Annotated in this window: 9 protein-coding genes; 4 read left to right on the top strand and 5 right to left on the bottom strand. The window is 65.4% G+C overall.

Translation table 11 applies throughout. The features are described from left to right. The first annotated feature begins 200 nt into the window (after positions 1 to 200). Positions 201 to 806, top strand: coding sequence for a malonic semialdehyde reductase (locus AC6CH3_RS02675; protein ID WP_498130987.1), 606 nt, complete (start codon positions 201 to 203; stop codon positions 804 to 806). Positions 807 to 1,010: 204 nt separating this feature from the next. On the opposite strand, the gene pgm is transcribed toward AC6CH3_RS02675, so the two are convergent. Then, on the bottom strand, positions 1,011 to 2,660 hold the full coding sequence (gene pgm / locus AC6CH3_RS02680) for a phosphoglucomutase (alpha-D-glucose-1,6-bisphosphate-dependent) (RefSeq protein WP_498130988.1): 1,650 nt from the start codon (positions 2,658 to 2,660) through the stop codon (positions 1,011 to 1,013). A gap of 181 nt (positions 2,661 to 2,841) precedes the next feature. Here pgm and AC6CH3_RS02685 point away from each other — a divergent pair, with 181 nt between their 5' ends. Continuing rightward, positions 2,842 to 3,312, top strand: coding sequence for a DUF4190 domain-containing protein (locus AC6CH3_RS02685; RefSeq protein WP_498130989.1), 471 nt, complete (start codon positions 2,842 to 2,844; stop codon positions 3,310 to 3,312). A 5-nt stretch (positions 3,313 to 3,317) separates the two neighbouring features. Here the strand turns inward: AC6CH3_RS02685 and AC6CH3_RS02690 are convergent, their stop codons facing one another. Together AC6CH3_RS02690 and AC6CH3_RS02695 are read right to left on the bottom strand one after the other, a co-directional pair. Then, positions 3,318 to 4,229: a glutaminase gene (locus tag AC6CH3_RS02690; protein WP_498130990.1), complete on the bottom strand. Its 912-nt coding sequence runs from the start codon at positions 4,227 to 4,229 to the stop codon at positions 3,318 to 3,320. 154 nt (positions 4,230 to 4,383) lie between these two features. Then, positions 4,384 to 6,015, bottom strand: coding sequence for a PucR family transcriptional regulator (locus tag AC6CH3_RS02695; protein WP_498130991.1), 1,632 nt, complete (start codon positions 6,013 to 6,015; stop codon positions 4,384 to 4,386). A gap of 676 nt (positions 6,016 to 6,691) precedes the next feature. Between AC6CH3_RS02695 and AC6CH3_RS02700 the strand changes: the two genes are divergently transcribed. Both AC6CH3_RS02700 and AC6CH3_RS02705 read left to right on the top strand, forming a co-directional pair. Continuing rightward, positions 6,692 to 8,137, top strand: a complete 1,446-nt coding sequence (locus AC6CH3_RS02700; protein ID WP_498131139.1) for an amino acid permease — start codon at positions 6,692 to 6,694, stop codon at positions 8,135 to 8,137. A 51-nt stretch (positions 8,138 to 8,188) separates the two neighbouring features. Continuing rightward, positions 8,189 to 10,984, top strand: a complete 2,796-nt coding sequence (locus tag AC6CH3_RS02705) for an aminotransferase class I/II-fold pyridoxal phosphate-dependent enzyme (protein ID WP_498130992.1) — start codon at positions 8,189 to 8,191, stop codon at positions 10,982 to 10,984. Between the two features lie 61 nt (positions 10,985 to 11,045). Here AC6CH3_RS02705 and AC6CH3_RS02710 read toward each other — a convergent pair whose 3' ends face one another. Next, positions 11,046 to 11,915 (bottom strand): aminoglycoside phosphotransferase/kinase family protein, encoded by an 870-nt coding sequence (locus AC6CH3_RS02710; RefSeq protein ID WP_498130993.1) that lies wholly within the window; start codon positions 11,913 to 11,915, stop codon positions 11,046 to 11,048. Between the two features lie 43 nt (positions 11,916 to 11,958). After that, positions 11,959 to 13,395, bottom strand: a complete 1,437-nt coding sequence (locus AC6CH3_RS02715; protein ID WP_498130994.1) for an amidase — start codon at positions 13,393 to 13,395, stop codon at positions 11,959 to 11,961. Positions 13,396 to 13,435: the final 40 nt, after the last annotated feature.

The following is a 13,435-nucleotide window of genomic DNA, read 5'->3' on the forward strand; positions in this document are numbered from 1 at the left end:
ATACCGCGCTGGTGCTCCGGGCGAGAGGGCTTGCGCGGTTGAGCCGGGGCCGTCGCTCCAGGGGAACGGAGCAGTGTGCCAAAGCTCACGCCCTGTAACGGGCCGTCACGGGAAGAGCATGGTTCCGTCGCCGGTTGCAACCATGGAAAGCAGTACCGCCACGGCCCGGACGGGGCGGCGGCCAATCGAGAGGGAAACGAATGACCATTGCCCATGAAGAAGCCGTGATCGATTCCGCCGCCGTGGATGCGATCTTCGCCGAGGCCCGTACGGCCCATGCCTTCACGGGAGAAGTCACCGAGCAGCAGGCCCGCGCCATCTATGAACTGACCAAGTTCGGCCCCACCGCCTTCAACTCCCAGCCGCTGCGGGTCACATACGTGCGCTCGGCTGACGCCCGCGCCAAGCTCGTGGACGCTCTCTCCAGCGGGAATCGCGCCAAGACGGCCTCGGCCCCACTCGTTGCCATCCTCAGCTACGACACCTCATGGCAGGAGCAGTGGGATAACTTCCTGCCCGGCTACAACGCACCCAAAGCCATGTACGACGCCTCCGCGGACCTGGCCGCCTCGACGGGCAACAACAACGCGCACCTGCAGGCGGGCTATTTCATCCTTGCCGTGCGCTCCCTCGGGCTCGCCGCAGGCCCCATGACCGGTGCGGACTTTGGGGCCATCGACAAGGAGTTTTTCCCGTCCGGAGACCAGAAGAGCTTCCTGGTGGTCAACGTCGGCCAGCCCGGACCCGACGCGTGGGGCGAGGCCAAGCCCAAGTTCGCCTACGAGGACGTCGTCCGCACCGTCTAGGTTTGATCGGGCAGCGTTTGACCAGCCAGGAGTCTGAGTGGCGGAGTCTGATTAGCCTGGACGGATCCGGCCCCGGACGCGCGATTGCCTCCGGCAACATGGGGGACATTCCGGAGGCAATCGGGGCAGTATTTCTGCAGCTGAAGCTGCAAGGCATGCATCCGGGCCCAGTCCAAGTTTAGACCTGTTACGCCCGGTTAGCTCCTAGGAAATCACTCCGTCCACCAGCGCCTTGGCTTCTGCCTGGACCTGCTTCAGGTGGTCCGCGCCCCTGAAGGATTCGGCGTAGATCTTGTAGACGTCCTCGGTGCCGGAGGGGCGGGCGGCGAACCAGGCGTTCTCCGTAACTACCTTCAGTCCGCCGATGGCCGCCCCGTTGCCCGGTGCCTCGGTCAGCTTCGCGGTGATCGTCTCGCCGGCCAATTCGGTGGCGGTGACGTCCGACGACGACAGCTTGCCAAGCGCCGCCTTCTGCTCGCGCGTGGCGGCGGCGTCGATCCGGGCATATACCGGATCGCCGAACTGGTCCGTGAGCCCCTTGTACAGCTGCGACGGCGACTTGCCGGTGACCGCGGTGATCTCCGAGGCGAGCAGCGCCAGCAGGATGCCATCCTTGTCGGTGGTCCAGACGCTGCCGTCCATCTTGTTGAACGAGGCGCCGGCTGATTCCTCGCCGCCGAACGCGCCTTCGCCGGACAGGAGCCCGGGAACGAACCACTTGAAGCCGACCGGCACCTCCACGAGCTTGCGGCCGAGGCTTCCGGCGACGCGGTCGATGATGGAAGAGGAAACCAGGGTTTTGCCGATAACAGATTCCGGGTTCCAGCCGGTGCGGTGCCGGTACAGATAATCGATCGCGACAGCGAGGTAGTGGTTCGGGTTCATCAGCCCGCCGTCCGGGGTGACAATGCCGTGGCGGTCAGCGTCGGCGTCGTTTCCGGTCGCGACGTCGTAGCTGGCGCCATCGGACATCCGGTTGATGAGCGACGCCATGGCGGACGGCGAGGAGCAGTCCATGCGGATCTTCTCGTCCCAGTCCAGGGTCATGAACGCCCACTGCGGATCCACGGTCGGGTTGACCACGGTGAGGTTCAGGTGGTGGCGCTCGCCTATTTCACCCCAGTAATCCACGGAGGCGCCGCCCATGGGATCGGCGCCGATGCGGACGCCCGCCTCGCGGATGGCATTCAGGTCCAGCACGGAGGGGAGATCGTCCACGTAGCTGCTGAGGTAGTCGAATTTCCCCGTGGTCTCCGCCTCGAGGGCTTCCGCCACCGGGATCCGCTTCACGCCGCGGAGGCCGTTTTCCAAGAGTTCGTTGGCGCGGTTGGCGATCCAGCCGGTGGCGTCCGTGTCTGCGGGTCCGCCGTGCGGCGGGTTGTACTTGAAGCCGCCGTCGGCGGGAGGGTTGTGGCTGGGTGTGACCACGATGCCGTCAGCCTGCGGGGCGCCGGCCGGGGCGTTGCGGTTATAGGTCAGGATGGCGTGGCTGAGGGCGGGGGTGGGGGTGTAGCCGTGGCGGGCGTCGATGAGGACTTTCACGCCGTTGGCGGCCAGGACCTCGAGGGCGGAGTTCTGTGCCGGCTCACTGAGTCCGTGCGTGTCTTTGGCCAGGAACAGCGGGCCGGTGATGCCTTGCCCTGCCCGGCATTCCACGATCGCCTGCGTGATGGCCACGATATGCGCCTCATTGAAGGACGCCTTCAGGCTGGACCCGCGGTGCCCGGACGTTCCGAACGCCACACGCTGTCCGGGATCGGTCAGGTCGGGTTTGACGTCATAGTACGCATCCAGAAGAGCGGTCAGGTCAACAAGGTCTTGGGGTTGGGCAACTGTGCCCGCGCGGCTAGCCATGGCACCAGCATGCCAGACGACGGCGGGGGCGGAACACGGCACGTCCGAAATCCGGCCCCTATGACGCTGAAATGTCGAAAACAATGCCGATCAGGCGGTTGCAGGATAAATAAACTCCCGGGGTTTAGAAGCCGTTGGTCGGCTGTAATGTTTTGTTTAGGACATTGCAAAGGGGATTCCCATGACAGAACCGCGCCAAAACGGAACGGACGGCGATCCAACACCGGGCGGTTACCAGCCGCCGTCGTACATTCCACCGCAGGGTTCGGACATCCCCCCACCGCCGCAGTACACGCCCTATGGCCGGCAGGGCCAGGAATATGGACAGCAGTACTACCCGCAATACGGCCAGCAGTACGCAGGTCCTTATGGCCAGCCGTACTACGGGATGCCGGCGGAGCCGAAGACGCTGAGCATCGCCAGCCTCTGCTGCGGCATCGCCGTGTTCGTGGGATTCGGCTTTATCGTCCTGCCGCAGGTTGCAGCCGTCATCCTGGGGCACATGGCACTGCAGCGTGAACCCTCCGGCCGCGGGCTCGCCATTGCCGGCCTGGTGATGGGGTACATCGGCCTTGCCCTTACGGTGCTGGCCATCATTGGGCTGGCGCTGCTGTTCAGCGTGGCGGCCACCAGTTCCTACACCAACGCCTGAGGGCGCTAGAAGATGGACCAGCCGGTGCGGGTGGTGAACTCGTCCAGGGCGGCGACTCCTGCCACGGAGTTCCCTGAGCGGCCAAGTCCAGGGCTCCAGACACAGATGGTGCAGTTGTTGGGCACCACCGCGATGATTCCACCGCCCACCCCGCTCTTGCCCGGAAGTCCCACCCGGTAGGCGAATTCGCCTGCTGCGTCGTAAGTGCCGCAGGTGAGCATCACGGCATTGATGCGCTTGGTCTGGGCCGGGGAGAGCAACGCGCTGCCATCGGCGGCCAGTCCGTTCCGTGCAAGGAAGCTGCTGGCCACGGCCAGATCGGCGCAGCTCATGGCGAGGGAACACTGGCTGACGTACGCGTCGAGGACGTCTTCCACCGGATTGTCCAGGTTGCCACAACTGGCCAGAAAGTGCGCCAGCGAGGCGTTCCTGTTGTTGTTCCTGGCCTCGGAGTCGGCCACTACCGCGTCGATGCCGATGGAACCGTTGCCGCTTTCGGTCCGGAGCAGATCGCGGACAGCCGTTTGGGGGTTGTCGGCGATGCTCAGGAGCCTGTCGGTGACCACCAGTGCTCCGGCGTTGATGAACGGATTGCGCGGTATTCCGTCTTCATGCTCCAACTGGACCAGCGAGTTGAACGGATTGCCGGACGGCTCCCGGAAGACCCGCTTCCAGATCCTGTCGCCGTCGCCGGCGAGCACCAGCGCGAGGGCAAAAACCTTCGAGATGCTTTGGATCGAGAACGCCACGTCCGAGTCACCTGACGAAAACACCTCGCCGTCACCGGTGGCCACCGAAATTCCGAACTGGCCGGCGCTCACCGCTCCGAGTTCGGGGATATAGCCGGCCACTTCACCCTGGCCAATGTGGGGTGTGACCGAGCCGGCGATGTCGTCAAGGAGGTTTTGGATGTCCATGGCGGAGGGTTCTCTTCTTCTGTTTCAGGGCACGTTCTGCTTCAGGGCACGGCGATGGTGCCGCCCGTCGGCGAATGAATGTGCTGGTGCTTGGCTGGATGGAGGCGCTTGGCCAGATGCTTGTGTTTCGGGCAGTTGCAGGTGTTTCAGGCGGTTATGGGGTATGGGGCTGCTGCCGCTGCTGGGTTTCCGTCCACAACCGGATTTGGAGATGGGCGAGCAGCCGCTGGCCTGGATCCTGAAGGTCGATTCCGGCAACCTCGCAGGAGCGGCGGAGGCGGTAATGGACAGTGTTCCGGTGAATCAGCAGCTCTTCAGCGCATCGGTTCACGTCGCCGAAGGACTCCAGATAAGCCAGCAGGGTGACGGCGAATTCCGGGTACCGTTCACACAGCAGTGCTATCCCCTTGTGCCGGAGACGGTCGTTGGAGCCGATCAGCTCCAGCAACTCGTTGACCAGGACGGTGGTTTCCACCTCGCTGAATGCGGCAACGCGCATCGCGGGGGTGGCTTCCAGGACCTTCAGGACATTGCGGACATGCTCGAGCGAGGTGTGCAGGCGGTCCAGCCGGTCAACCACAGGCCCAATGGCCGCCTGCACTTCCAGGTCCAGGTGCGCCTCCGCATCCCTAACAATGACGTTCACCAGCCGGCTGATCGCCGCGGGCGACTTAATGGGGTCGAGGTCTGGCAGGATGATCGCTGTTTCGAGTCCCAACGCGCCCACTATTGCACCGGGCCGGTACGCAGCGGCGTGAATCGAGATGAGGTTGGCCAGTTCTCCCCGCTGCAGCTGCATGCCGGGGGCACCCTGGTTGGGACCGCCTGACGACACCAGGACCAGGGCCGCGGGCCTGGCGGGATCGAGCCCGGCCGATTGGGCCTGCGAATGGATCTGCGCGGTGCCGCTCAGGAGGCTTGAAACGCGGTCCCGGCGCATGGACTGGGACTGTTCGTTGCGGTGCCGCACCAGCTCTATCGCTGCATGCCGGGCGGATCCGATGAGGATCCGGTCCGTGTTCGGCGCCAGGCGTTCGGTTCCTTCCTGAAGCCAGATGTAGCCCAGAACTCTTCTGCCGGCATGGATGGCTATGGCGACGCGCTCGCGGAGGCCTTCGTCCGGGTTTGCCGGGATGTGGATCGGACCCTCGCCGGCCTGCAGGTGCTTGTAGACACCGGACTCCTTGAGCAGTTTCTGGTACCGCTCCGGGCCGCGCCTCGCGAGGATGGACAGCCTGCGCAGTTCGTCCACGTCGTTGGATGCGGGGGAGTAGGCCAGGACCCTGTTTGCGGGATCTTCAATGACAACGTGGCCGTGAGTCAGCGTTGCGGTTGTCTGCGCAATGCCGAACAGGTCGCGCTGGATGAGCGTTGACGCGTCCTCGGAAGGGAGCGATTCCCGGATCCGGTCGATCGCAATGCTTTCTATCTGGTCCCACCGCGCCGACCGCGAAATCGCGATGAGGCCGATTCCGGTCGGACGAAGGAGTTCCTGGACAGCATCAAGATCAGATTCCGCGCCCTTGACGGCAACCGCCACGGGGTTGTCCCGGATCAGCTCCCGGATTTTTGGCAGGGCAGCGCGCCCCCGCGCACCGATGAGCAGGACCAGCGCCCCGGGCCGGACAGAGTTCTGGTCCTCGGCGTCCAGGATGACGGTTTCGCTGACTCTTTCGTTGGTGGGCGACGGCGCTATCAGCAACTGGCCGTTGTCCACGCCGATGTCTTCAAGAATGTCGCTGAGCGTGACACTGGCGGCGGCTCCGTCGAGTTCCTCAGATTTCACGCAGCGTTCAGGCCCTTCTTCATTGAAGTTGTCATGGCGGATGCCACAGCCATGAACAATACTCGTCCCTGGTTCCGGCAAAGTTGGCGCCGGGCACAATTCTGAATTCGTGAATTTGTCAGGGCAACCAAGCTAAATTTATCGCCCGGGATCTAGAGTTGGATACCGTCGCCCCGGCGCAGCGTCGCGCTGGTATCGGCAGGAACACTTCACCATTCACCGTCATTTCATTGCTGGCCTCGTTGCGAGGAGCCCGGCGATACAGGAGTCAAAGGAGACCCCACAGTGACAGCCTCGCCTCCGGAGTCGCCGGAAATGCTTTAGACAGCGTTCGACCCCCTCAGCCAGCAGACGTGAATTAGCCGACTGTGCATGAGCCGACTGGTCCTTGACCGCCGGCGCGTTCACTGAGCGGATTTGAACTGAGCGGCTTTAACCGGGCACTGCACGCACCCAACCCCACCTAACACTGCGGCCATCGGGCCTGGCGTCCGTGGCTGTATTTTCACCTGCCCGGAACGTTCACCTGCCTGTACTTTCACCTGCCTGGGAGCGGACTGCCGCAGCCTCGTCTCCGCCAACACAATTTGGGATTGCCATGAAAACCACAGAGTCAGACACGACGTTAGACCCCGCAGACGCCCTTGAAAACGGCCGGGAGTTGCTGGGCGACCGGATGGCAGCCGCGCAGGACTTCTCCACGGAAGAAACCGGCTATCACAAGACCCTCAAGCCCCGGCAGATTCAGATGATCGCCATCGGCGGTGCCATCGGCACCGGCCTGTTCATGGGCGCCGGCGGCCGGCTGAACGGCTCCGGACCCGCGCTGATCCTGGTCTATGCCATCTGCGGCTTCTTCGCGTTCCTTATCCTGCGCGCGCTCGGGGAGCTCGTGCTGTACCGGCCGTCGTCGGGATCTTTTGTTTCCTACGCCCGGGAGTTCTACGGCGAAAAAATGGCCCACACGGCAGGGTGGTTGTATTTCCTCAACTGGGCCATGACCTCCATCGTGGACGTGACGGCCGTGGCCCTGTACGTGAAGTTCTGGGCGCCCTACTGGGAGCCCGTCCGGGACGTTCCGCAGTGGCTCATTGCGCTGGTGGCCCTGGTTGTGGTGCTCGGACTGAATCTGGTCTCGGTCAAGGTCTTCGGCGAGATGGAATTCTGGTTTGCCCTGACCAAAGTGGCGGCTCTCGTCGCCTTCCTCATCGTCGGAGTGTGCTTCATCGTGCTGGGCGGAAGAACCGACGCCGGAACACCGGGATTCGGGGTCATCCTGGACAACGGTGGGCTCTTCCCGACCGGCGCGGTAGCGCCGCTGCTGGCCATCAGCGGCGTGGTGTTCGCCTACGCTGCCATTGAACTGGTGGGCACGGCCGCCGGGGAAACAGCAGCCCCTGAGAAAGTCATGCCCAAGGCCGTCAACACCGTGGTGGTCCGGATCGCCATCTTCTACGTCGGATCTGTGCTGCTGCTGTCCATGCTGCTTCCCTTCACCGCATACAAGGCCGGCGAATCGCCCTTCGTGACCTTTTTCTCCCATCTGGGCTCCGCAGAGGCCGGGGCAGTCTCCGCGTCGGTCATGAACTTCGTGGTCCTGACCGCAGCCCTCTCCAGCCTGAACGCCGGACTCTACTCCACCGGCCGGATTCTGCGGTCGATGGCAGTCCACGGCTCCGCTCCGGCGTTCACGGCCCGGATGAGCCGGAAAGGCGTGCCCTACGGCGGAATCCTGCTGACCGCCGTCATCACGCTGATCGGCGTCGGCCTTAACGCCCTGGTGCCCTCGCACGTCTTCGAAATCGTGTTGGAGATATCCGCCGTCGGCATCATCGGCGGTTGGGGCACCATCATGCTCTGCCACATCAAACTGCAGAAATGGGTGCAGCAGGGCAAAGCACAGCGCCCCTCGTTCCGCCTTTTCGGCGCCCCCTACACGTCCTACCTCACCCTCGGTTTCCTGGCCTTCGTCCTGGTGACGATGGGCTTCTCCGAAACCGGCCGGTGGGTGCTGGCATCCATTCTGGTCCTCATTCCACTGCTGTGCCTCGGCTGGTACTCGTCGCGGCGGCGGATACGTCGGGCCGCCTCGGCCGCTCCGAGGCTGCAGAAGACGCCCTAGGGAATCCCTGTAACAGGCCCCCTCACAACATCACCCGCACTACGAGAAAGCATGAGAACTCAAGATATGAATAACGACGGCGCCTCCCCGGCATCCGGACTCGGACCTGAAATTGGTACGCCGAGCCGGGCCTGGCGCGTACGGGCTGATGCCTGGGAATTCCTCGGGTACGCCATGAAGCAGCTTGCTTCGGCGGCACCGCCGCTTGGGAACCAAAGCGGGCTGAAAAGCCAGGTCCGCCGGGCCCTTGGGCTGCTCGGGTCCATCGAGAAGTTTTGGGCATTGCCCGGGACGGAGACCATGGGGCGCCTGCGCAGCTGCATCCACGCTGAAGCGTACGGCGAGGCCCTGAGGCTGGTGGAAGCAGTCAAGCAGGCTCGCTGCCGCACCCGGCCGGGACCGGAACAGTCCAGGCAGGAACATCTCGCCCACGCCGACAGCCCGGCACCGGAATCCTCCGTAGTGCGGGATGAGCGGCCACGGTTTGAGGTGCTGGTGGTGGATGACATCACGGAGCTGGACGCGGAGACGCTGAAGAAAGACATGCTGGAGCAGCGCCGGCCGGCGGACGCCTTCAGCTATGACGTCAACGTGGTGCCTTCCTTTGAGGATGCCCTGGTGGCAGTCCTCATCAACCCGGACATCCAGGCCTGCGTTCTCCGGCCCGGGCTTGGGATCAGGGCTGACGGGCCGCTGGGATCTGACCTCAAAACGTTCCTTGGCCGGTACATCGACGACGGACTGGAGGGGTTGCGTCCGATCGACCGGATCCTCCGGCTCGCCGCGAGCATTGCCGAACTGCGGCCGGAGCTGGACATCTACCTGGTGGCCGGTGTTGGCATCGAAGGCCTTGCCGGATCACTGACGCGCCCGTTCGCGAGGATCTTCAGGCGCGAGGACCGCCTGGACCTTCATCTTTCCCTGCTGGCCGGAGTCACCCAGCGCTTCGACACGCCCTTTTTCACCGCCCTGCAGGAGTACAGCCAGCGTCCGGCCAGCGTGTTCCACGCGCTCCCCATCTCCCGTGGCGGCTCTGTCGGCAGCTCGCCCTGGACCAAGGACATGGTGGACTTCTACGGACTGAACCTGCTGCTGGCCGAAACCTCGGCCACCTCCGGCGGGCTCGATTCGCTGCTCGACCCCCACGGCTCCATCAAGGAAGCCCAGACGCTCGCTGCCAGGGCGTTCGGGGCGGAAAAAACGTTCTTCGTCACCAACGGGACGTCCACGGCGAACAAGATCGTCCACCAGTCGATCGTGGCACCCAGTGATGTGGTCCTGGTGGACCGCAACTGCCACAAGTCGCATCACTACGCCCTCATGCTCTCCGGCGCCCAGGTGGCCTACCTCGACGCCTACCCGCTGGACCAGCACTCCTTTTACGGGGCCGTGCCGCTGGCCAGCATCAAGAAGATGCTCCTTGACTACCGGCGGGCCGGCCGCCTGGACGACGTCAAGATGATCACCCTGACCAACTGCACTTTCGACGGCATCGTCTACGACCCCGAACGGGTCATGGAGGAGTGCCTGGCCATCAAGCCGGACCTGGTGTTCCTCTGGGATGAAGCATGGTTCGCGTTCGCCGGGTTCCACCCGGTGTACCGGCGCCGGACGGCGATGGCGGCCGCGCGGAAGCTTGAGGCCCGGTTCCGGGACCCCGACTTTGTGCTGCGGCACGCCGGGCAGACCGAAGCACTCAGGGATCCGGAAACCGGCGAGTTGGCCGACGACGACGTGTGGCTCCGGACGCGGCTCATCCCGGATCCGGCCCGCGCCCGCCTGCGCGTCTATGCCACCCAGTCGACGCACAAGACCCTCACGTCCCTGCGGCAGGGATCCATGGTCCATGTGTTCGACCAGGACTTCGAGCATCTCAACGAAGAGGCATTCCGTGAGGCGTACATGACCCACACCTCCACGTCGCCGAACTACCAGATCCTGGCCTCGCTGGACATCGGAAGGCGCCAGGTGGAGCTGGAAGGGTTCGGGCTGGTGCAGAAACAGGCGGACCTCGCGGTCAGCATTGCCCAGGCCGTGGCGCGGAACCCCTTGCTGAAGAAGTACTTCCGCGTGCTCGGCTCGCGGGAGCTCATCCCGGCCGCCTACAGGGAAACGGATTGCTCCATGCCGCTGAGCCAGGGCCTGTCGGTGCTTGATGAGGCGTGGCGGAGGGACGAATTTGTGGTCGATCCCAGCCGACTGACGCTGAACATCGCGCTGACGGGAATCGACGGGGACACGTTCAAACACGATCACCTGATGGACAAATACGGGATCCAGGTCAACAAAACCTCACGCAACAGCGTGCTTTTCATGACCAACATCGGGACGTCCCGCAGCGCCGTGGCGTACCTGGTGGAGGTGCTGGTCAAGCTCGCCGAATCCTTTGACGCCGAACAGAGGACGCTCGGGCCGCGGGGGCGGCGTGCCCGCGATGCCCGGGTGCGCGCACTGAGCAGCGCGCCGCCGGCGCTGCCGGACTTCAGCAGGTTCGCCCGCCGCTTCCGAAACGACGACCTGACGCCGGACGGCAACCTTCGGGCCGCGTACTTCGAGACGTACAAGCCGGGGGCAACCGAATACCTTGGCCCGGATGAGCTGGCGCGCATGGTCGCCTCCGGGACGGAAGTGGTGTCTGCCGGCTTCGTCACGCCGTACCCACCGGGTTTCCCTATTCTGGTGCCGGGCCAGGTGATTACCGCCAACGCACTGGCATTCATGGCCGCCCTCGATACCCGGGAAGTCCACGGCTACGACCCCGACCTCGGGTACAGGGTGTTCAGCGACACGCCGGCGCCAGCCGCGGATCCGGGCAACGACGCCGCGCTGGTGACCAGGCCCGCCTGAGCCGCAACGTCCTGGCCCGCTTAAACGGGCCAGGGTCGCCGTCAACGCCCGCTTGACCCCGTCAGTCTGTCAGGGCCCGGATGATGCGGCTGCCGTTGGCCTCAAGCCAGGCACGCCGGCGTTCGATCTTGCCCCCTGCGCCTTCGGCCCACATCCGCGCCCAGCCGCCGCCGAGGTTGCGGGCACGGTGCTCCATGCGGTGATACGAAAGGAGGGCGGCATCCGCGCCGAACTCCGGCAGCCGCCGTCGTTCTTCTTCGGTCCAGCCGTAGGCGTCGGCGAAAACGCGCAGCCGCCTAAACGGGTCCACCGTCTCCCACCCCGGCCACGAGTCGGCCGGGTGACGGAGCGGCGCCCAGTGCATGGCCGTGTTGTAGGAGTCCTTGAACCCGGTGGCGGGGCCGGCGAGATCAAAGTCGACGAGCCCCACCGCCAGGCCTCCGCGGACCACGACGTTCTGCGGGGTCACATCCAGATGGCAGACAAGCCCGTCCTGCTCTTCATGGTCCTGCGCTTCATGGTCCGCGGGCAGGGGACGCGGCGGAAACGGGTGGGCGGCTGGGACGAAGCCGGCTGAAACGGCGTGCAGCCGGCGCACCAAACGGGCCACGGAGACCAGCAGTTCCTCTGACTGCACCCACTGTTCAGGCATGGCGCCGGCGCAGTCACCCGGCAGGAAAGTGAGGACGTCCCGGCCGGACGGGTCACGGCCCAGGAACCGCGGGGAGCCTTCGAAACCGGCGTTCTCCAGCCAATCCAGATAGTCAGCCACCGCGTAGCTTTGCGGCTGGTGCGGCCGGCGGACCGTTCCGCCCACCCGCAGCACACCTTCGGTGACATCCCCTGCCGGCAGAAGTTCGACGTCGGATGCCTCGCCGGGCGGGGGGAGGTAGAGGCGCTGCTCGACCGGGAGGCGTGGGGCTGGGGTCATCCGGCCAGCGTACGCCTGACGGTCTCCGCGCCGGTAGACACGGCTAGTACCCGAGCTGCGCCGCAACCTGCAGGAGCAGCGCCTCGGATCCCATCGGGCCGATCAGCTGAATGCCCATGGGAAGTCCGCCGTCAGCGCCCGTCCAGTGCACCGGGATGCTGACGGCAGGCAGGCCGCAGACGTTCACCATGGATGACCATGGAGCGAACTCGCACTGTTTCCGGTAGTCACCGTCGGCATCTCCTGCCCATTCCGACACCGGCCAGTGGCCGTCCCCGTGGGCGGAACCCGTGAACCAGCCCACCGGCCGGGGCGTCTGGGCGAGCGACGGCGTCAGGATCAGGTCCCAGGCGGCGTACTGCGTCACGGTGTCCCGCTGAAACTGGCGCAGGAAGGCCAGCGATTCATTCAGCTTTGCGGCACTCCGCTGCTGTGCCCGGCGCCGGAAAGTGCGCGTCAGCGGAGTCAGCAACGCCTCGCGCTGCGGTGCTATCCGTGCCGCTCCGACGCCGGCGGTCCAGGCGGTGGTGAAGGCATCGGGATAGCGGTTGTCGTAGCGGATGGTCGTTTCGACGACGTCGTGACCGGCCGCCGTCAGGAGCCGGACGCCGGCGGCCAGCGCATCAAGCGCTTCGGGCTCCGGGGTGAACGGAAAGATGCCGGACCACGGGCTGTCCAGGCTGAGGCCGATCCGCAGCCTGGGCGGGGACTCCGCGACGGCGTCAAGGTACCCGGAGCCAACATGCCCCACGGTTCCCACGCTGCAGCCAACATCCGAGGTCAGCGCATCGAGCAGGAGCGCGGCATCCGCGGCGGTGCGCGCCAGCGGTCCGGCGACTACCAGGCTGGCCGGATCGCGGCTGCTTTCCCCGGCGGGAACCAGGCCGCGTCCGGGTTTGAGCCCCAGCAGCCCGCAGGCGGCAGCGGGAATCCGCACGGAGCCTCCGCCGTCGGAACCCGGCGCGAACGGCAGGAGTCCCGCGGCCACGGCCGCGGCGCTGCCGCCGGAGGAACCGCCCGAGCCGCGGCTCAGGGCGTGCGGATTGCGCGACGGCGGGGCGATGCGGTTCTCGCTGTAGGCCGTGAGCCCGAACTCCGGGACCTGGGTCTTACCGAGCGATACCGTTCCGGATGCCTTCAGGGCTGCCGCGAGGGCGCCGTCCACGGGGGCGGGACGCCGGTCCAGGGCGGCGCTGCCGTGTGTGGTGACCACTCCCGCCACGTCTGTCAGGTCCTTATAGGCAACCGGAACGCCATGGAGCGCGGGAAGGTCTTCCGGAGGAAGCCGTGCGTGCCTTTCGTCCGCGGCAGAAGATTCGGCCATGGCCATATCCGCAGTGACTGTGATGAAGGCGCCCAGCCGGGGATTGGCGGCCTCGATCCGTCGCAGGAAGTGGTCCGCGGTCTCCCGTGCGGACAGGTCACCGGACCGCAGGGCGTCCCTGAGGCGGACGGCGGAGAGGTAATGGATCTCAGTCAAGGGTGCTCGCTTCGTGCATGGTTCAAGAAGCCTAACGTGC

This window comes from Arthrobacter sp. GQ119 (assembly GCF_059759125.1).